Raw genomic sequence first — 21877 nt, forward strand, 5'->3', positions numbered from 1 at the left:
TGCAAGAGCGAACAACACGAACAGAGCGTAACATGTTCGCTTTGTTCGCCAGGGGTCTGTATCGGACAACAGCGAACAAACACGAACACATCCTTATAGATGTGTTCGTTGTTCGCGTCCGGACATGCCAATGTTTGTTCCTCCCTCTGGCTCAGGCTTTGTTTCCCCGGGAGCGCGCCGGAGTTTGCAAGAGTGGTCAGGGCTGGGGCAATTTAGGCTGCTGGCCGATCCAGGTGCTCACGCAGCTGATCCGTGACTCCGGGATGCGCCACTAGCGACGCCATAATGCCGCTGCCGACTATTGCGGTTGCGATCAACTTCTCGAAGCTTTCCAGCACATAGTTCGCAGCCTCGGCGGCACTCAGCGCATGCCAGTACCTGGCGCTCAAATAAACACCTGCGCAGGTAAGAGCCGTGGCAATTACGGTGGAGAACGAGATGGTGACGAGCCAGAATGGCTTGATCGGGGCGCCGGCTAAATTTGCCAAAACGTGACCCAACGCGCCGGCGAAAACGAGCAGACTAGCCCAGTGATCCCCACGATCAAAGCAACGCTGTCCCACAAAATGCAATGCACCTCACGCCGGCGCGCAGCCGGCGTATCGAGCGAGGCTTTTGCGTCTACCCCCAATTAGCTGGACGCTCGCACGGCGATGTTTGCGGCACCGGCGCCAGCGAGGGTATCTTGTAACCCATACGATTCTCCGTCCAGCGTTCCGTCAATCGAAAGTTTGACCGGTTGGTCAAAAACGACAACCCCATCTCACCGGTCGAATTTCCGACAAACCGTTTGCCCTGCAGCTCCAAATTGGGTATTATTTCCTAGAGCGAGCGTTATGTGCCGGGAGTCGCTGCATCGGCCTTTCCCTGAGTGCACCTCATGACGATGCTCGAGGACACTGGCCGTCGCGTCCAGCCCACGCCCAATCCCTTCGACCAGTTCGACACGCCGGCTGCCAAGGCCAAGGCTCCCAACCCGTTCGATCAGTTCGATGAGCCGGCTGGTGTCCCGCCGAGTGAGTCGCAACAGCAACCGAAATGGCCGTCGATGGCCAAGGTGCCTGCGCTCAATCTGACGCCGCAGGAGCAGAACCTTTACCAGCATCATCTCGACGATATGAACAATGGGAAATTCGTCCGTAACCCTGACGGCGGCGTTTCTACCTTGTATCAGTCATCGCAAGAGATCGACGGAAAGACCTACAACTTTCCGACGGTTTGGGACGGCAAAATTCTCCCGCCCGATCAAGGAGCGAATGAATCGGTTCAGCACGGCGGCCTCGGCTCCTGGCCGTCTTACCCCGACGAGAATACGGCGGAAAGCCGGTACGGAGCCATGCACGATGCTATGGCACCGGATGTTGACACGCTCGATAGGCGGCAAGCCGTTGCGGCTACCGGGCACCTCCCGGACGCGGCCGCAGAGCCGCAGGCTGGCGCCAACCCGTTTGACCAGTTCGACACGCCGCCTCCGCAGGTTCCGGGCTCCGATTATGTGCAGCCGCTCGCCCCAGAGCTAGACTTGCCGGAAAGCCGCGCCGTCGCCGGTACACCTGAGCCTACCCTCGAAAACTCTGTCCGCTACGTCATGCAGAAGGCCGATCGCGGCGTGGCAGACTTCATTGGCGCCCCTGTCGATCTGACCACGGCAGGCTTGAACCTGTCCTTGGCCGCGGCCGATCGGGGAGCGCGTCTCGTCGGCGGGGACGGTATCGACTACCGGTTCAGGGAGCCCTTCATGGGTTCAGATTGGATCGCCAGCAAGGCAGCCGAGGGGCACGACGCTGTCGGGGGCAAATTGATTGGACCGGACGAAGTGTCCGCCAATACCCGGATGATCGGCGAAGCTACAAGATTTGGAACTGGCGCGGTGCTCGGGGGTGCCTCCCTGGCAAGTGCTCCCGTCCAGGCGGCGACGCAAGCCGAAGGACGATTAGCCTCTATCCTGGGCGGGTATGCCGCGCCCTACAAGGAAGCGCCCCGTGCGCTCGTCGGCGACGCAGCAGCGGGCGCAGGCGCAGGTGCGACCGTATCAAGCTACGACGACTATGTACCGGACTGGATGAAGGATCGTCTTGGCTCGTTCGGCCCGATGGTGGCTGCGCTCATCGGCGGCATTGGCGGCGCCGGCGTTCACAGCGTTGGCTCGGGCGCCAAAGACCTCGCCGAGACCGTCGGTCGTGATCTTGTTGTCGGCAAGGCGGATCCTGCGGCCCCTGTCTATGCGGATGCCGGTCGCCGGTTTTCCCGCTCGGAAATGGACGAGGCGGCGAGGGCAGTGCAAGCCCAGGCGTCTAACCCAACCCAAGCAGCAGCCGCTATTCGGGAGGGGACGGCGGACGCTCGACAGTTTGCAAGCGAAGGACAGTTGCCGACCACCGGCGCGCTGTCAGGGGACGTCGGCCTGACGCTCTTGGAGCGCGAGGCGCGATCAAAGAACCCGAAGCCATTTATCCAGCGTGACCGCGCAACGAACGCCCGCGCCTCGCAGATCGTCTCCGAAATGGCGCCCCCCGGTTCAAACTCACGGGACTTCACGGACGCCGCGGCCAATATGCAACAAAGTCGGGAAGCGGCCGCGCAGGCGGAGCTGGCAACTGCGAAGTCTGCTGAGCAGGGCGCTGCCGAGCAGATGAAGACTACGGCCGCCCCGTTCGCCGCCGGCGCCGGTCAGAAAGTGGCTGCGAGCCGCAATCTCGACACTCACGTCGTCGATCAGTCATTGCGCCCGATGCAGGAGCGCAAGAATGCTGCTTTCGCTTCAGTTGATCCTGAACGGACAGTGATCCGGGATGCGGCGCCGATCATCCAAGCCGCGCAATCGATCCGCCAGAGCCTGGGCCGGCTGAACGATCCGGGCAGCGTGCTTCCAACGCGCACGCTGGACCGAATTGCCGCTTTGGCGCCCGACGCTGGCGGCACAGGCACGATCAGCTTCGGCGAGTTGAATGCGCTTCGTCCCGAACTCGCCGCCACTCTCGCCAAGGCGCGGACCGCCGGCGACTTCGCACTCGCCGACAATGTCCAGGCGCTTCAGCAGGCTCTGAACCGAGAAACTGAACGGCTGGCTGCAGAGAGCACTCCCGCCGGCGCCCGTGCCGCCGAGGCGCAGCGAATTTACAGCCAGGAATTCGCTCCGGTCTGGAACCGAGGCCCGGGTGATGAAGCTACACGCTTCCGACGCGACGTGAATGCAGATCGCGGCGCGCGGACATTGTCCCCGCCGTCGGCAACCGCGGATCGCTTCTTGCGACCTGGCCAGCCAGAGAAGGTCGAGAGCTTGCGACGCGCACTGAACTCGGTGCCGGATCCTGCTGCTGCCCAGGTGGAGGTCCGACGTTACCTGGTGGCAGATCTTGCTGAGAGCGGCGCTATCGATCCGGCCTCCAGTCAGTTTCGGCCGGACGCACTTCGTCGCTGGCGCAATCAGTGGGGCGATGCGCTTGATGCTGCGCCTGGTTTCAAGTCAGAGATCGACAACCTCATTGGCTCGGTAAACGGAGGCGCCGAGCGAGCGGGCAGCTTGGCGGCTGGTGTGAGGGATGCCGAGACCCGCCTGTCAGACACGACAAAGAACCGCGGTGCTCTCGGACTGGCGATCGGCAAGGATCCGGTGAATGCGGTTTCTTCCGTCTTCCAGTCCGGCGACCCTGCCAATGCCATGAAGTCGATGGTCGGCGAGATCGGCACAAACAAGCGAGCGATTGCTGGTCTCAAATCGTCGGTGGTCGACTATTTGGCTCAGCGAGTCAGCAGTCCGGCGGTGCAGCGCACGTCCGACGCCACCCGGCCGATCGACTTCAACAAGCTCGAGAACCTTTTCAACGAGCACGAAACAACTCTCGCTGCTGTCTTCTCACCCGAAGAGATGAACACGCTCAGGCAGGCACACAGACTGCTGAAGCCGCAGAAGGAACTCTCTCACCCAGGCAGTGCCGCGTCGCTCTACAAACGCAAAAAATCCGAAGAGGCGTGGAACCTGCTCGAGGGCGGTCTGAAGGCGCGCTTCGGCGTTCTCAAAGGCGGTAGCATCCTACGAACGGTCCGCATCTTCGTCGCGACACTGCCGAACAAGGATGCTGCCGTGCGCGACATCGTTTTGCGAATGCACTTCGACCCTGAACTCGCGTCGCACCTGCTTGGGCGCAACGTGAAGGCCGACACGCCGCTATGGAACGCAAAGCTGAACAAACTGCTCGCAGTTGCAGCGGGCGCCAGGGAGAACGTCGCCGGCGACGAGAAGTCTAAATAGCACAAGCCATATTTCACCATAGCACGACCTATGTGCGGCTTGCTCAGTGCTGGCCACAGCGCCGGACCCGTTGACATGCTGGCGGTTGCCTAAAGCGGCGCTGCATTCCAAGGCCACAGCCTCGCCTTTACGTCGCCAGCCGCATTTGCCGACGGCTGTACTCTAAAATCTAATGAGCCTCCAACTGATCGCAAAGGGGGCGAACGGTTCAGTAGGAAAGGCTAGCTGCCGCAACCAATCTGCTTTGCCGTCTTAGGGTGGCGTCGGGAGTGCCAGCACTGCCGGAGAAGCCTGCGGCGACCCCGTCACGTTGTCAGCACCTCCAGTGCTGCCTTACTTGGACGGGACGGTGCCCGCGCGTTCGGTCAAGGCGGCGCAGGCCGGCCATGATGGGTTACATCTTGGTTCCCAGCACGCACTGGGAGCACGGGCGAGGTGAGCCCCAATAATCTAAGGTGAAAGGACTTTCCGGACCGCTTCTCTGCCCCCAACCCAAATCGCTTCGGCAAGCGGTGTTCGAACTCAACTGTGACCTTCATCATCTGCGTTCCCAATGGCAGCAATGCGCCTCGTTGCGGCCGTTCGGCGGTCAATTGATCGCCGACAAAAAGTCCCTAGCCTAGGTCACGCCTGACCGTCGGCAATTGGGTGACTAGTCGCGAAACACGTGCTCAGGTGATTTCGTGATAGCGGAATTCGACAAGTCTAGCGATTGTCAGCCGCTTACTGGCTCATGCCCGACTGGTTTGGTCGCTGCACACTAGACTTTTCGCTAGAGGCCCACGCCGGCAGCATGCTAGACGACTTTATTCCGATAGGCGATCCGGAACGAATCAATCCTCCTCTTTTAATTCGGGATAGAAGATAATTTCGTATTGGTTTGGTCGCTCGGTCCGCTAAGAGAAAGTGAGATCGGTACAGGGTGGGGGAATGCGTGGACAACGCCATACTTCAAGGGTTCCTGAACAAGGGGCTGATCGACATCGGAGGGGATGACACCAAGCTGGATAAGCTCTCGCAGGCCGCAAAGGACCTCGGCGACGCGCTGAAAAAGAACCCATCAAAAGCGCTGAGCTACTCCCTAATCGCGTTCGATCCCAACGCGCCCGAGGACGATCCCGTGGTCCAGGAGGCGCTGGCAGCGCTCCAGAACAGGTGGACAACCTACCGCAACACTTTCGCGGCGACGCCGATCGCGGTGATCCGCGCCATTTTGCTCGACGCGCTGGTCAATGCCGCCGCAGAGGACGACCGCGTCGGCGTGTGCTTCATCGCGTCGGCGCGCAATGCGCTCCCGCTTCTGCCCGTCGATAACGAGCGCGACATCTGGGTCGGGATCGTCGAGCAGGTCGAGCGCCGCGTCGACGCCCGGGCGGAAGAAGAGTGGGCGACGCCGGAGACCTTATCAGTCCAGCCGATGAAGTACCATGTACCGACCCTGACCGCACCAGATGTCAAGATCGGCGAGGCGTCCCAGACCGACCTGCAGAACGCCATGACCGCGGCCGCTGGCCCGTCGTATCACCACCCTCAGCAAGGTGGCGTCGCGACAGGTGGCAATCCGCACTGGCCGCAACAGCAACAGCAGTGGAACTACGAATTCGGGAAGCGGTCGGGGACGGCGATCGCCGCTGCGATCAACGCCGCCATGTCCGAGATTGAAGTCAGCCAACCGGACATGGCCGAGCCTTTCAGCAAGTTGGCCACAGCGGTCTCCGGCTACGTTGACGACACGCTAAAGTTGATCAGCGCCGCCACCGCCGGGCTCCAGCGCCGCACCAATCTTCTCTGGTGGCGCGAGGCGCTGTACTCGCCCTCGGCCGGTAAAAGCTACCGTGAACTTCCGCCCTCGGTCGCCGCCGCGCTCATGGCGCTCGACCTGTTCGAAACGGTCCCGCTGTTCTCGCCGGCGAGCGTGTCGGCGTTCCTGAGCGAGACGGTCCTCCGCCTGAAGGGTGCTGCGGAAGGCGGGAGGCGGCCCGTGAGGGACCTCGTCGCTGAAGCCCAGGACCACGACGGACTCGCCTCGCTCCGAGCCGCCGCCGGTAACCTCGCGGCGGCGCCGGACGGGCGCGGGCCACTGCTTGCCCTGATCGGCCACCCTGCGCACACCGGCGCACGGAACGCGGACTACTTCCAGCGGCTGACCGGCGTCCCGGCCAGTTCCGAGCTCGACGCAATGGCGTGGGCAGGATGGCTCTTCCGAGAGCTCCAGGCCTCGAAGGCGGCCACAGACGCCTCGCCTGCCAAGCGTCGCTCCGCGAAAAAGGGCTGACCCTTGGAGAAGTGCGCGCAGGCGACGTGCTTCGTCCCCGACACCGGCTGCGACCTCGGCCACACGGACCTGTCGAAGTGCCCGATCTGGCATGGCGCCAAGGTAACCGACACAGCCGACGAAGACCTCTCGGGCGAGATGCTGATGCCGTGGTCCGGCAGCGCGTTTGGCCTCGCGGACCTAGGATTCGTGTCGGGGCGCGGCAAGCCCATCGTCATCGGCGTCGTGGGGCCGCAGAACGCTGGCAAGACGACCCTGCTCGCGGCATGGTACCTCCTGCTCGGTCGAGGCCTGGCCGGCACCAAGGGCCATCTGTTCGCCGGATCCTACACGCTCTCCGGGTGGGAGGCGGTCGCGGGTTCGATGCGGTGGGCGCCGGGGCAGCCGCCGCGCTTCCCCGCCCACACGACTAGTCGCGGCGGAAGGGCGCCTGGGCTCCTGCACTTGACGTTTCGCGACGAGAACGGCGGCCGGCCGATCGACTACCTCTTCTCCGACGCGCCGGGCGAATGGTTTCAGCGATGGGCTATCAACAGGGATTCTGAGGAGGGGGCAGGCGCGCGCTGGGTGTCGGATAACGCGGACGCCTTCATGATCGTGGCCGACCGCGATGCGCTCGCCGGCGAATCGATGGGCACGGCGCGCGGCTCGCTGCAGCGCATCGCGAAGCGCCTTGGCGCGGAACGGGACGGCCGTCCCGTCGCTCTCGTGTGGACCAAGTCCGACGTTGACATTCCTCCGGAGATGGAGGAGGCCGTCCGCGGTGCCGTCACCGACGCGATGTCCGACGTGGTCGAGCACTCGGTCAGCGTGGTCGGGGCGTCCGACGGCGATCCGCTGCTGAACAAGGGCGCTGGGCTGGTAGAGCTCCTCCAGTGGGCGATTGGCGTCAGACGGCTCGGCGTACGGCTGCCGCCGCCGCCATCAACATCCGACGACCCCCTGTTCATCCACGGGAATAGGAAGCCGACGTCCAACTCGATCCTCCTCATCGGCGAAAGTGGCGTCGGCAAAACGCACTACGGGGCACAGCTCCTCCGCCGCCTCATGCGGATCCCGGGAGCGCTGCGCATGAATGGCGCGGCCACCAACCTTGAGGCCTTCGAGGCCGCGCTCGAGAGCCTCGACGAGGGGCGGGCCGCAGGTCACACCGCACGGTCCGTCAACGTCGACAGCGTCTGGCCGATAGTTGATGCCAACGGCCGCGAGGCCGACCTGGTCTGGCCTGAATATGGCGGCGAGCAGATCAAGTCCGTGATCGAGAACCGGCGACTCCCCAACCCATGGCAAAAGCGCATCGACGAGGCCGACGCGTGGCTGCTGCTTATCCGGCTCCAACAGACGAGCGTCGGGGACGACATGTTCTCCAAGCCACTGGCGGATCTGAAGGGCGTTTCGGTCGAGAACAGGGAGGTCCATCCCTCCGACCAAGCCAGGCTGGTGGAGCTGCTCCAAATGCTCATCTTCTCCCATCGGTCCACGTCCACGTCGCACAGCCTCCCCCGCCTCGGCGTCCTCCTCACCTGCTGGGATGAGGCGGGGATCTCACAAACCCCGCCGGAGGCTCTGGAAGCGCGACTGCCGCTCGTTTCGGCGTTCGTGCAATCGAACTGGCGGCAGCCGCTGATCATGGGCCTCTCCGCGCTCGAACGCCCGCTCAGCCCCACGACTCGCGACATTGAATACGCCAGTAAGGGTCCCGAGCACTTCGGCTACGTTGTCGAGGCGAGCGGCACGAAGAGCAGCGACCTTGCCTTGCCGATCTACCGCCTGCTCGACGCCGGCGCCTAAGCGGACGGGAAGCGGAGGATGCGCGTCGACCAGGCGATCTACGGCACCGTCAAACTTGGGCACGCCCTGAGGTACGCGAGCGGCGACCGCAAGCTCGCAGGCGAGCTGGCGCAGCGCCTAGACCTGCCGGACACGGAGCCCCAAGGCGCCGACTGGTCGCCCGTCACGTCGGGGTTCGCCGTACGCGATTGGTACGTTGTCGCTCGGACGTTCAGCGATCCGTCGGTTGGCCGGTCCGGCATGGTAGTCACCCACGCGCTGATCTGCGATCTGGACGAGATCGCCGCGTTGGACGACCTCCGCCCGCTGCTCGCGCACCTCATCACGTCGTTCGACGCGGCACCGGCAGCCGTCGAGGCGCTTGAGGTGACTCCGGTACCGGGAATCCCGCCCGCGACATCCGATCTTGCGGACACGGCGCAGGCGCTTGTCACCCGCGGCTCCGGCCCGGTGGTGCGCATCGGATCGGACGGCTTTGAGACGCTCATCGTCGCGCTGTGGGGACGCCTGTGGCCCGCCCTGCGGCGCAAGCTCTACTTCCGGCTGAGCTTCGGACCGAAGGATGTGGCTGAAAAGCCGGAGCCGACGATCGTCTGCACGCCAGCCTCCCTCGTCGGGCGGTGGCAACAACAGCAGCGGATCGTTGGCCGGAGCGGCGCCGAGCGGCCCCAGGCCGCTGGAATCATCGACGGCTCGGCCAACGGCGCCGAGCTGCGGGAGTTTGGCGACAGGATCGGCGCGAACCTTGACGATTTCCAGGAGCTACAGCTGCTCGAGCAGGCGCACGCCATCGCGTCCGCGACGCCCAACACCGTCGCGCGGCTTGTCTCGGCTGCCCGGTTGATCGAGCGGCTCTCGCCGGATCCCAAGCGGGGTGAGGTCGAGAAACGCACCATCGTCGAGCGTCTCGTCGAAGTACTCCCGACGGCTCAGCCATCGGAGATCCTGACGCTGCGCAACCTCACGCTCCCGGGTCTCGAGACGAGCGTCCTGGTCTGGCAGGCGCTCGAGCTATGGTTCGAACAAAACAACTATCTTCCTTCAGACGATGCCGACATAGTGGCCATCGTCGGCGACGCGCTGCTTGCCGACGATGCCATTTTACCCTGGCGCCAGGCCGCGAGGCGGGGCCTGGACCGCTCGGCCGTTGCGACGGGTGGCCAGTTTGCCGCTGGATTCTGGCGCTGGGCGAAGGCCGAGCACCGCGTCTCCCCGCCGCTCGTAGCGCTGGTCGCGAGCGACCGGAAGGGATTGGACGCGCTTGAGGCCGCGGCCCCGACAGACCTGGACACGGCCACCGCGAAGCCGATCATCGCTGCTGCCGCGAAGCACAAGCTCTTTCGGCTGCACGCCATCGCGGCCGCGGCGAGCATGAAGCCCACTGACGCGGCGAGCGCCCAGAGCGCCGTGGAACCGGGTGCCGATGTCACCGCGATGCGGCTCGCGATGCGCCGCGCGAAGCCCGGCGATATCCTCGACGCCGTGGACAGCGTTCCCGACGCCCGGTTGCTCACGATCGCGGGCGAGGCGGTGGCGAAGGACCCGACGCTCTTGCGAACGCGGGACATGTCAACCGCCCCTAACCGGCGCATTTGGGTGGCAGCACTCAAGGCTGACATGGGAGCGTGGCGCGGGCCTGAGGACCCGCGGAAGGCGTTCAACCAGGTTCTCGACGAGCAGATCGATGGAGGCAGGCCGCCGGCGGAACTCCTCCACCTCCTGTCCGCATCGCCGCTTGCAGATCTGACGACTTACCCGCGGAGGAGCAAGATCTGGGATAAGGTACCGACGGCCACCCGGGAACGGTTACTCGCGGCGACGACTGACGCCTGGTTCGCGAGCGCGGGATCTGGTCAGCCGAGCACCGTGATCGAGCCTGAACTGGTTGAACGGATCGTCCGCGATCCGCGGCTCGATCAGCTCCTTGCTCGCCTCGCGGGCGGGAGGCTCGCGGAAGGTCTCCACGTGATTGACGGACTCGGCGGGCTCGACCACCCGCGCTTCCGGCGGTGGGTCTCGACCGCGGTCCGCGCGGTTCGGTCGATCACCCCTCGCGATGCCGACCTGCTCGGACGGGCCCTCGCATCGCGCGGACGAAGTGACATCGTCGACGACCTGATCTCGATCTACCAGGCCGGCCGGAACGACGTCGCGCCGGTCCTCCGCCACTGCCTTGGCCTGATCGGCATCGTCGAGCGCTGGTTCCTCGGGCTCTCGCCCGTCAGCGCCAGTGAGAAGTGGGACGTGCTTACCGAGCTCGCCGCCGAACTCTTTCCGAACGGGCCGGACCAGGACGCGCTGTGGGAACGGTCCGGCGGACGGGACGCCGACCTTCGTCACCACGGTACCGGCAAGGAGCGTTGGCGTGGTGCGATTCGCGACATCCAAAACGGGAGGCAACCCCGCGTCTCGTGGCTGATCCAGCAGATGCGCGCTGACTTCCCCGATAATCCAAACCTTAAGCTAATGGCCAACGACCCGCTGTTCCGGAACTGAGTTGCGGCGGAAGACACCGATGGAGTCCTTGATGAAATTCGACCAAGGCCGAGCGCTGATTATTGGCGTTGCCAACTATGAGGCGGTCGGTGGTCTTCCCGCCGCGGTGCTCAATGACGCGCTCGACACCGCCGAGACCCTCAAGTCGTCCGCGTACTGCGGCTATCCGGAGGCCAACGTCACTGTCCTCACCGACGACGCGTCTACGCTCCAAAACATCCGCAAAGCGCTTGCCGACCTCGCGGCGACCGCGACCGCCGACGGCACTGTCGCGATCTTCTTCTCGGGCCACGGGGCGCGCATCGGCAGTGGCGCCGAGGCGACGAGCGCGCTCGTCCCCTACGATGCAAGCTCACGGACGTCGCAGGAACGTCGCTCGGCGAGGCCGAGCTGTCCGCCGCGATCGCCGCCATCAAAGCGCCGCGGGTGATCCTGGTCGTCGACGCGTGCCATGCCGCCGGCACCGCCACGCTCAAGTCAGGCCTGGGCGAGGATGGGGAGGACGGGATCGGCGAAGGGTTCAACGAGAAGTCGCTGCGGAAACTGGCGCGGGGGACCGGCCGGGTTGTGCTCGCGTCGTCGCGCGCGACCGAGACTTCTCTGGTGCTCAGAAGTGAGCGGAACAGCGTGTTCACGACCGCAATGCTCTCCGGCCTCAAGGGCGCTGCCACCGCCGCGAGCGACGGAACCATCCGGGTGTTTGACCTGTTCAACCACGTGTCCGAGACAGTCAGGCAGTCCGTCCCGGGAAGACAGCACCCAGTGTTCAAGGCTAGCGACCTTGAGGAGAACTTCCCCGTCGCACTCGCGCTCGGCGGCACCAAGTCGGCTTCGCCGGGCGTCAATCAGCGCCACCGAGACCTTGAGCAGATCATGCCGGACCTCTTCCCGCTCGGCCCGACGGACCAGGACATCTGGCTGCGAGCGGGCGGCGACGTCTCGCGCCTTAGGCTGAGCGGCAACGGACGAGCGCAGTGGTTCGCCGCGCTCCGCCTGATCTCCCTGGGCGGTGGCGGCAGCATTTCGCGCGAGGGCCTGATCGACGCGGCGCTGGACGAATTCCCTGCCCACCGCGAGCTCAAGGCGTTGCGCTAATCCGCTCGGCCTCGAGCCAATGTCGTTAGGCAGGACGACAGAAGTTCAGCTTCAGACATGCTCAAGCAAACGACGCAGTTGGCGGGAAATACCACGAGCATGATCGCCTCGCCGTTTTTTTTACCTGTCTATTGGCGGCGGCGAGTAGCCTTGGAGGAAAGAGACAGAGGATGGCGCGGTAAATCATCAACTACGACACAACTGAAGAAAGCAATCGACGTGGGGTCAAAAGCGGTGGTTCCTTCCAGCATCTAATTGCAGCTATTTGCCAAAGCACAGCCGAAAGAGGCGTCCGGGAACAGGCGCTCCTGGTGCAAAGTGCTCGTTGTGACTTTGAGCCGAAACGGAAGCATCCCATCCATCACGGCCGTCGGCGGGCAGTTGGTAGAGTTTGACCACACAACGCGGATGAGATCGCCGCCGGAAGGCATGGGGGAACCAACGCCGAGTTTGTCGGCAGAAGGGGCGGGAGGTTGATTGTGAGCCCTTCCAACCGGCGAGTTTTCTGGGCTTCAATTGTTCAGCCACAGGCCGTAGAAGCAACTGCGGGCGGATACGTTTTGTCAGCAGACTATGTGATCGCGTTTCGGGGCGCCGCCGCGGGCCGCTGCACCAGTGCTGTGATTGTGCCGAACTCATCATAGGCAAGGACACGATCGCTGCCGGACTTCGGCGTACGCTTCTTGCCTTCACCCCGTTGCGACCGTCGTTGGACCTGGGTTTGCTGGAGAGAAGGTACTTTAAGGGGACTGCAGGCGCAGATCAAAACCCCATGAGGTCACCGCGATATCCACGGGAGTTGTCCGAGCGGGCAGCAACTGCCACGACCGCAGAAGGGGGGGGGCCGGAATGAACAGGAAGCACTGCTGACCATTTGCTTACATCATCCGATTGGCCGGGAAGACCGCTGAGCCAAGGCCGAGTACCTGCTGACAGTTGAGGCGCGGGACGCGCTCGACCCTTGAAGAGCACATGCAGGCCATCTTGCACTCCAATAGGCGGGGTTGAATGCTCGGGTTAGCGCTGGAGGGTAGCTTCCGTGGTCCCGGCATCGTCACCCTTGTATCCAACGCACGAAAACTATTTCAAAAGTATACTTGACGCTATCACTTCTCTTGCAGGACAGAAAGTTTCAAGATACGTTAATCGCATTCCTTCATCTAGCGTTTCGGTGGCGCAATGTTTTCAGAGGCATTGGATTTCAGTACATTCCGGAACGAATTTGGTTCAAGAATCCGACTTGGATATTCGAGTATTGCTTTTTATTTTCAAGCCTTTCTAGCATTTCCATCGCACATTTTTCTCATCTATTGGCGGTCCCGAAAAGGGTATTTTCCGAATATCGGGCGTGGAATTCTGGCGCTGGCCCGCATGCGCGATGTTTTTCGGGAGGAAAGTAGTCCACGATTTCGGCCGCAAGCCAAATCCTCGCATCCTGCATTTGGTGTCTACCGACCCATTTTGATTTGGCCTTCGCAGAATTTATCCAACCCCTCTTCTGGCAGCGGAAAGATTCGATTGTTCCTTGGCATTCCGCGAGCGGGACGCTGCTGTTCGAGAATGGCTCGCCGCGGCGGGCAATTCAACAAATCCGCAGCCTATACTCAGGAGTGAGCCATGGCTGACGACGAAAAGGTACGACTCTATCTATCAAGTATCGGACAAGGCGGCGCGCTCGAAAGTACCGAAAGGGCGGCGGAGATGGTGCCCGAGACGATCGGGACGAAACCGCAGCGCGACACCGCCCGCAGAGCAGTCGTCAAGCTCGCGCGACGCAAGCCGCTCGCACCGCATGAGCGTTTCGCGCTTGAGGCGATCGTTTTTCCCGACAAGCGGCCGGCTGTTTTCATCGAAAACGGTACCTATACGGTCGCGCACGAACTCTGGCTGGATCTCAATGCCGACGACGTAAAGACCCGGCTTAGCAAGCGGTTTTCTTCGATTGGCCGTATCGAGCTGCCTGAGCATCCGTTTCTTCCCTATGGCGGCACCGGCTTCGTAGTCGGTTCAAAGCTCCTGATGACGAATCGGCATGTTGCCGAGATCTTCGCAGCCGGGCTCGGTACACGTGCAGATTTCCGGCCTGGTGGAAAAGCCGGGGTCGATTTCCTGCAAGAGCGCAACACGCCAGCTGAGAAAGCGGTGCGCATCGACGTCCGCCGGGTCGTGATGATCCATCCCTATTGGGACATGGCGATCCTCGAGGTCGAGGGCTTCGGCAATGGCCACGGCGCAATGGAACTGTCGGTCCGCGCGCCGGAGGACTATCTCGCCGAGGGCGTGAAGGCGACTGAGGTGGCAGTCGTCGGCTATCCCGCTTTCGATCCACGTAACAACGCCGACGTGCAGAACGCCGTGTTCGGCGGCGTCTTCAACGTCAAGCGCCTTCAGCCCGGCTTTCTCAAGCCGCGCACCCGCGTCGAGAGCTTTGGTAAGGAGGTCGACGCTGCGACGCACGACGCCTCGACGCTTGGTGGCAATTCCGGCTCGGCTGTCATCCACATCGCAAGTGGTCAAATCGTTGCGCTGCATTTTGCGGGCCGGTACCTCGAAGCTAATTACGCGGTGCCGACGGCCGACCTCGCGAAGGACCCGCGCGTCATAGACGCCGGCGTGAATTTCCAGCCCCCGGCCACCCACGGCGGCGACATCTATCGGCGGTGGTGGACAATGAGCGATGTGGGCGGCCCTGAGAAGGCGCCAAGCGGTGGGGCGCCTTCCGCCCCGCCGCAGTCGCCACTACTCGCACCCCAGCCGGCCGGCGGTGCGGTAACCGTGACAGTTCCACTACAGATCACCGTCGCCCTGGGCGACCCCACGGCGGACGTGACGACGCGCGCCACGGCAAGGACCGAGAAGTTCGCCGATGTCGTTTCGCTGGCGGCTCCGAGATTGCCGAAGGCGCCTCGCGACATAAAAGCGCTCTCCGAAGGCCCGCTAACCTTCCGCGATCCCTTCCTGTCGCTTTACCAATCGATTGCCGAGGAGGTAGCGCGCAAGGCGACGACCGTCGAAGGTCTGGCGGCTCCTCCCAATGCCGCGATCATCCTCGCCGCCGAAAGCGTCGCTGCGACGCGATACGCGCGACTGACGGAAGTTCCCGCCGAGAGGCGCGCGCTTGAGTCGCTCACACCGGTCGAATACGGCAAGCGCTGCGCCTCGCTGGCTATGCAAATGCTGCGTGCGAAAGTGTTAGGCGATGGGGCTGAGCTCGAACGCCTGAAGGCGGAAATGGAGGCTGGGAAGTGCGATCCGGGCTGGGCGACGACGATCAACGAGTATCGCAAGTATTTCGGCATGTTTGGCGAGCGCCCGATGCCTGCTTATGTGACCCCAGAGCAAGCCGGCGAGGCGGTGATGTCGATGCAGACCGGTTGTCGCGTCGGGATGATCGGCGACTGGGGCACGGGCGCAGAACCGGCCCGGCGATTGCTCAACCTTGTCAAGGCGCAAAACCCCGACATGCTGATCCATCTCGGCGACATCTACTATTCCGGCACGCCGGAGGAGTGCGCCATCAAGTTCGAGAAGGAGATGGAAACGGCATTTGGGCCGAAGGAGACTCGCATCCCGGTCTTCACGCTTGCCGGCAATCACGACATGTATTGCGGCGGCGTCGGATTTTACGGCCTGATCGCACGCCTCAACCGTGCGCCCTACGTGCAGCCTGCGAGCTTCTTCTGCCTGCGCGGAGCGGATTCGAGTTGGCAGCTTCTGGCGATGGACACTGGCCAACACGACTACAGCCCGGTCGACGTCGAAAATGTCGTGACGTTTATTGAGGCGGACGAGCAGTCGTGGCTGAAGCGGCGCATCGACGAGTTCGGCGGACGCACGATACTAATGTCGCACCACCAGCTCTTTTCGGCCTTCTCGCGCATCGGGCCGAAGGACGAACGCGGCCAGGCGAACCCGGTGAACCCCGCGCTCCTCGCTATGTTCGACGGATTCGGCGATGCCCGCAGCCGCGTCGCAGCTTGGTACTGGGGGCACGAGCACAATCTGGGCATCTACGAGCGTTTTTCCGGGTTGGAGCGCGGGCGCTGCCTCGGCCATAGCGCTGTGCCGGTCTTCGTGGAGGACGACCCCTACGAGCCGTTGCAGGAAGTGCGCTTCCCGCCGAAGATCATCGCTGGCACGGAGGCTTCGCATGACGGCAGGTACTACCGGCACGGCTTCGCAATTCTTACGCTGAAGGAGGGCGGAAAGGGAACCGCCGAGTATTTCGAGGATCGCGACGGTGTGGCTGTCCGCATGTTTGGCGAGGCGATTTGAGGGGGCGACGATGCAGTTGACGGGTCCACAGATCGGCGAAGTCCGGGACGCTATAGTTGCGACCTTCACCGAGAATGATCTCGGTGAATTCATCTTGATCAAGTTTGACTTAAAACTCGACGTGATCATTGCCCAAGGCAATCTGAACAATCGTGCTCTCCATCTTGTTGAATATTTTAACAATCGCGGAATTGTGACCGATCTCGTGCGCGAGGCATATGCAGAGCGCTCGCGCGTCGAAGTTTGGCAGTGCCTCGACAAGCTCTATGGCGCGCGCCCGCCGACGACTTTGCAGGCAAGCTTACGAACGACGACGGCGGGGCCGGCTGGCGCTGCGCTTGAAGCCGTGGTGAAGCCGAGGCTCAAGATTCTTAACATGGAGCTTTGGCGAGTCGGCGAGGCGCAGGCGCAGGCGCGCGTTTGCCGCGTCGATATCGGCCCGACGCCGAAGGGCACAGGTTTTCTCGTTGGACCAGATCTGGTACTCACTAATTATCATGTGTTGACCTCGGTCATTGCCGAGCCAGGCGCCGCCACCAGCGTGAAATGTGTATTCGACTACAAGCGCCTCGCCGACGGAACGGTGCAGCAGGGCCGCGCTGTCGCGCTCGCGGCCGGCGATGGCTGGCTCGTCGACAAGTCCCCGCCGACGCAGGCCGAACTCGACGACACGCCGGAGGCGACAATGCCTGGACTCAACGAGCTCGATTTCGCCCTGCTGCGTCTCGCCGAGCCGATCGGCGCGCAACCTGTCGCAACACCAACCGCCGGTCCGCGCGGCTTCGTGCCGATGCCGGGGCTACAACCGCCTCTGCCAGCGCATGGCGCGCTAATCATCGTCCAGCATCCGGATTCCGAACCGGTCAGCTTCGCCCTCGACACCGATGCGATTATCGCAGTCAACGCCAACGGCACACGCGTGCGCTACGCAACCAACACCGAGCATGGTTCGTCGGGGTCACCCTGCTTCGACATGGACTGGACACTGCTCGCGCTGCACCATCTCGGCGATCCGAACTGGCGCTCACCCGGCTACAATCAAGGCGTGCCCATCGGCCTGATTGCTAACCGCGTGACGCCGCATCTGACGGCGGGGTAACGCGATGGCGGATCCTGCGTTCGACGATGCGGCGATCGACGCGCTACGCGACGCGCTGGTCACAGCGTTCGCGTCGGAAGACGATCTCTACGACATGGCGCTAACGGGGCTGGACATCAACATCTACAAGATCGTCGGGCAAGGCCCGCCGCTGAACGTCTTCGCGCGACAGCTCCTTGTTGGTCTCAAAGAGCGCGGCTGGGTGACGCGCTTTCTGCGCGCCGCGCGCAAGAGCCGCCCTCAGAACTATGTGTTAATCGCCGAGATCAAGCTTCGTTGTTCCGGAGCAATGCTGGATGAGGACCCGGTCGGGCCCCGGGTGGGAGAGCTGGTCAAGGCGCTCGAATTTCTCGGCGCACGCAAGCATGAGGCGCCGATTGCCGCGGCCATCGGCCCGCAGAAGATCAATCTGCGCGCGCTCGACCAGGGGCTTGTGCGTCTGCGTGCCTACAAGAATCTGCACGACATGCTGCAGAACATACAAGTCTACGACCTCGCGGACTTCCTGCGCTTGGCGCGTTCGGTGCGGGATGATCCGACAGTAATGTCGGACCTGCGCGCTAAGACCGCGCGGTTCAAGCAGGGTGCCCGTAAGGCCGAGACCACTCTCTCGCCGTTGAAGCCACTTGAGAACAAGCATCAGGAACAGAAGAAGTGGATCGATGATTTCAAGGATGCGCTCGCTCGTGTCGACGCCGGGCTCGACAATCTTGATGACCGGGCCGCCCTGCGAGGAGCGCTCGCGATCCGCCTCATTGTGAAAGATGCGCCCCCCATCATCAACCGGGAAATGCGCGAGGAGGCGAAGGATTTGCCGCTCGACGCGCTCGGCGCGGTGCTCGCCGGTGCGCTTGCGAGCGCGGTCCTCGATGAACCTACCAAGAGGGCGCTCACGACCGGTGCCGAGTCAGTCGATGATCTGCGCCAGCGGCTGGGGCGGCGCGTGCGCGAGCACGATCGGTGGCAAGATGTCGAGCGCGAACTCTGGCAGATGGACGATATCGTCGAGCGCGGCAGCCTGGGGTCGCGCGATGATTTTGAGGCCTATTGGCAGAACGGGAAGGACGGGATGGTCCAGTTGTGGAATGCCGACCCAGGGGCGGCTTGGGCGGTGGAAACGAGTGGTCTTGGAAATGCGATCGACACCCTGCTCGCTGCGGCCGTAGAGGACGTCATCGAACAGTCAAGCGACCCTTATAGGCGGTTCCGGAAGGCTGCGCTCGACCAGTTCTTCGAGGTGGACGCCGCGCTACTCGAACTGTGCGAGGAAATCCCTATAATCAGCGGGCCCGTCGCCGCGATCGCCCAGGAAGGTCCGTGATGGAAGAATCCTCAGCCGACCTCTTGGGAGGACTTTCCGATGTCGCGCGGCGCAATCGCGCACTTATGCGACTGTCCCGCCGTCCGGAGACCTTCGATACAGTGGACTCGGACATCCGCATCTTCATCGACGAGGTCGTGGCGCTCGGCACTGGGCTTGGCGACGAGGACGAGCGCGCGAGTGCGCAGAACATGCTCGACTACTGGCATTCGCGGTTCGCAGCGCTCGACGAGAAGCGCTGGCTGCGCGAGCGGCCGGTGCTGCGTCCTTACCAGCCCGGCGACTCGCAAAAAGTGCTTGCCGAAAAGATCGCCGGCAGCGGCAACCCGTTCCGCAGCCTGGGCGCTATCTGGCGAGCTCGGGATGCGCGCCTGCCCGGCCGCGAAGACGCCATCGCCGAAACGCTCAAGCTGATCGAGAAGAGCGGCATCGTCTTCGTCGTCGGGCCGCCGGGCAGTGGGCGTTCCGCGCTCGTTGACGGTGGGGTGCTGTGGCAACTCGAACATTCGAGCGAGACGCGTTGCGTCTTCCGAATCGACGCGCTAGGTGCCGACCCGCTGGCCGCGCTTGCCGCCTGTGTCCCCGGGGCGACGACGTCCGAGATCGCAGCATCGCCGCAGCAGTTCCGCGCCCGCTTTGATATCGCCTGCGGCGACAGGCGTGGCGTGCTAGCGGTCGACAATGTCGAGGAACTGTTCACGGGGTGCCACGATCAAGCAAAGCGCGAGGCCTTCGCTGCGGCCGTCGGTGCGCTGTGCATTCCGGGCGCAGACGGACGACGCAACGACGCGATCCTGATCCTGCGCGACGAATGGGCGAAACAGGTCTTGGCGCTCACAGCATTCGCGCCGTTCGCCAACACTTCGCGCTTTACGCCGCCGCCGCCCACTGCGTCGGAGTTGCAACGGGCCATCGAGCTTTCGGCCGCGTCCGTCGGCGTTACCTTCGAATCCGGCGTCGTCGCCGATCTAGCGCGCGAATTGCAGGGTGATGTCGGGGCGCTGGCGCTGATGCAGTTTATGCTAATGCAGCTGTGGCAAATGAGCGCCGGCGGCCGCGTTACGGGGGAGTCCTACCGCAAACTCGGGCGACCTTACGACGCGCTAACGCGTGTCGCCGAGGCAACCTACGCCGCGCTCGGTCCGGAAGACCAGAACGCGGCACATAAGATGTTCCTGGCCTTGACGCTCCCAAGCCTTGACGACCCCGGCGCAGGCACCGTACGCAGCCGCCGCGAGAGCCGCGCGGTATTGGAGGAGCGTGGCGCAGGCAACGCGCTCGCTGCTTTCGAGCAAGCTGGTGTATTGCACGCTAGCTCCGCCTTCGGGACCAACGACACGATCACCGTCGTCCACGACGCCCTGATGTATCGCTGGGGCTTGCTGGTCAGTTGGCTGGTCAAGGAGCGCCGAGGCACTGAACGACGGACGACCCTCGTTGCCGCGGCGCGGCTCTGGCAGTCCTCCGGCCGTCGCCATGGCTACCTCATTACCGACCAAGCTTCAGTCGACGAGGCGCGCCAATACGCCTCGGAGGCGCCGGAACTGATTGACCTGATCGCGGCAAGCGACGCCTATCTCCAGCGGCAAAGGTTCCTTCGCCGCACCCGCATCGGGGTGCTTTCCGGGCTACTGGTTTTGCTTGTGCTCGCGACCATTCCATGGTGGTACCCGCCTCTCAACGGTAGGTATAACTATATTAAGACTCGCAATCTGGTCGAAACATTTATTACGAAATCCCCTTCTAATGCCTTCGACCCACATAATCCGAAGGTTAGTCCAGAAAAAATAGATCAGCTTAAGGAACTTGCAAAGGAGAACCACGATAGGCACATGACAAGCCGTTTGGCGGGTTACACCATAAATGAGCTGGTTTTGACAAATCAAACATTGGATTTCGCGCTCGATTTTAGCGAGGCAACCCTTAAACGGCCTTACATGCAGAGGCTCAAAGGTAAAGACCCGACCGCTCCAGTGAAAGCTACTTTTTCTGGCGCTACCATTGAGGACGGGCGATTTTTTGGGGCGCTCTTAGTAGAAGTGAAATTTGGCGATCTAGAAGCGAAATCAAGCAATTGTAGACTACTGTCAACGCTACGAGGCGACTATGGTCGAACATCATTCGCTGAAGCGATCCTCGTAAGGACCGATTTTTCACATTGCTTCATCGATAATGTTAGCTTTGAAAACGCCGATTTGCGAGACGCGAAATTCGCCAATACCGATTTTGCAGGGGGTATTGATTTCTCCGGTGCAAATTTGACTGGCGCGACCTTTAAGGAATCGAAGATTCAAAAAGCGGTTTTCACGGGCGCCGATCTTACCAACACCGATTTCAGCCAAAGCTCCCTACCGCTGTTCACGGACTCCCTCACGACCACTTGGTGGTTGGCCAATTGGGGCAAGCAAAGCATTGCGCCGCTTACCTACAATCGCGATCTTGCTTCCGTGGGACGAAGATACATTTCTGAAAGCCTCAGGCTCGATCTTGAGATTGAGCAAGCTCGGGCATTAGCCAACGATCCGCCGTCCTTCGAAAAGAGGACTAGGACTAATAAACTAGGGACAGCTCTCAACGAGTGGGCATGGCTTCAAGCCACGTATGGGGTTCAGCTGGAAAAAGCACGTGGGTTTGCCGCTGAAGCATGGGAGCTCCATGATAGTAAGGACCTAGTGATTGGCGACACGCTCGGTTATATCGATCTGCAACGGGGCAAGCTTACGGACGCGGAAAGAGACTATAGCTTTATTGGAGACGCGGGGGATGAAGGTATCGCCCCATCAGCCAGGTATCATTATGCGCTGGTTCTTGCGAGCCTTGGGCGCTGTGATGAAGCGCAGAAGCTCATCAAAGGGATCACCTCGGAAAAAGGGGAACTAATCTATTCTCCGACCCATGAAAGAGTGCTCGTGCCCGTGCCCGTGCCTGATCCTTGCCCGATGGTAAGCAAGACCCTCGGCCGACCCAACTGATCAGCGCGCAACGTACATGGAGCTTGGCAATGTCGCAGTTGTACCGGCCGCAAGGCAGAACGGTGAGGCGGAACAAGCCAATTTCGCGAGCTGTCGTCCGCGATTGAAATCGTCACTTTTAGAGCTGAGTGCTGCAGCCAGCCGCCCCACAAGCCTCAGCCCTGGCCGAAACGGGGACCATGGCGGACGTGAACGCAAGCGAACAGATCACCGCAAGTCTTAGAACCATCAGAGTTTTGTGAGCTCGTGAAACGGTCATCATGGGATCCTCAGCAAAATAGAATATCCGAGTTGTCGCGGT

Annotated in this window: 11 protein-coding genes; 10 read left to right on the plus strand and 1 reads right to left on the minus strand. The window is 62.5% G+C overall.

Features of this window, described 5'->3' with window-relative positions; translation table 11 throughout:
• Positions 1–212: 212 nt before the first annotated feature.
• Positions 213–572 carry a hypothetical protein gene (locus AC3CCE_RS18870; protein WP_352512065.1) on the minus strand — a complete coding sequence of 120 codons (360 nt, stop codon included), beginning with the start codon at positions 570–572 and terminating at the stop codon, positions 213–215.
• A gap of 308 nt (positions 573–880) precedes the next feature.
• Here AC3CCE_RS18870 and AC3CCE_RS18875 point away from each other — a divergent pair, with 308 nt between their 5' ends.
• From AC3CCE_RS18875 to AC3CCE_RS18920, 10 genes are all read left to right on the plus strand, one after another.
• Positions 881–4252 (plus strand): hypothetical protein, encoded by a 3372-nt coding sequence (locus AC3CCE_RS18875; RefSeq protein ID WP_352626191.1) that lies wholly within the window; start codon positions 881–883, stop codon positions 4250–4252.
• A gap of 934 nt (positions 4253–5186) precedes the next feature.
• The gene (locus AC3CCE_RS18880; protein ID WP_352626192.1) at positions 5187–6527 is read left to right on the plus strand and encodes a GTPase-associated system all-helical protein GASH; all 1341 of its coding nucleotides are present in this window, start codon (positions 5187–5189) and stop codon (positions 6525–6527) included.
• Between the two features lie 3 nt (positions 6528–6530).
• On the plus strand, positions 6531–8318 hold the full coding sequence (locus AC3CCE_RS18885; RefSeq protein WP_352626193.1) for a TRAFAC clade GTPase domain-containing protein: 1788 nt from the start codon (positions 6531–6533) through the stop codon (positions 8316–8318).
• An 18-nt stretch (positions 8319–8336) separates the two neighbouring features.
• Positions 8337–10814, plus strand: coding sequence for a GAP1-N1 domain-containing protein (locus tag AC3CCE_RS18890; RefSeq protein ID WP_352512058.1), 2478 nt, complete (start codon positions 8337–8339; stop codon positions 10812–10814).
• Between the two features lie 31 nt (positions 10815–10845).
• Complete coding sequence (locus AC3CCE_RS18895) at positions 10846–11244, plus strand: caspase family protein (RefSeq protein ID WP_352626194.1); 399 nt, start codon at positions 10846–10848, stop codon at positions 11242–11244.
• Entirely contained in the window at positions 11241–11909 is a 669-nt protein-coding gene (locus AC3CCE_RS18900; protein ID WP_352626195.1) for an effector-associated domain EAD1-containing protein, read from the plus strand. The genes AC3CCE_RS18895 and AC3CCE_RS18900 overlap by 4 nt, the downstream gene beginning before the upstream one ends.
• A gap of 1617 nt (positions 11910–13526) precedes the next feature.
• Complete coding sequence (locus tag AC3CCE_RS18905) at positions 13527–16184, plus strand: metallophosphoesterase (RefSeq protein ID WP_352626196.1); 2658 nt, start codon at positions 13527–13529, stop codon at positions 16182–16184.
• A gap of 10 nt (positions 16185–16194) precedes the next feature.
• Positions 16195–17283, plus strand: coding sequence for a trypsin-like peptidase domain-containing protein (locus AC3CCE_RS18910; protein ID WP_352512056.1), 1089 nt, complete (start codon positions 16195–16197; stop codon positions 17281–17283).
• A gap of 4 nt (positions 17284–17287) precedes the next feature.
• A complete protein-coding gene (locus AC3CCE_RS18915) occupies positions 17288–18604 on the plus strand; it encodes an effector-associated domain EAD1-containing protein (RefSeq protein ID WP_352512054.1) in 1317 nt (438 codons plus the stop codon).
• Entirely contained in the window at positions 18604–21576 is a 2973-nt protein-coding gene (locus tag AC3CCE_RS18920) for a pentapeptide repeat-containing protein (RefSeq protein ID WP_352512053.1), read from the plus strand. Before AC3CCE_RS18915 ends, AC3CCE_RS18920 begins: the two co-directional genes overlap by 1 nt.
• The last annotated feature ends 301 nt before the right edge of the window (positions 21577–21877 follow it).

The sequence above is a fragment of the Mesorhizobium sp. P160187 genome (assembly GCF_057766425.1).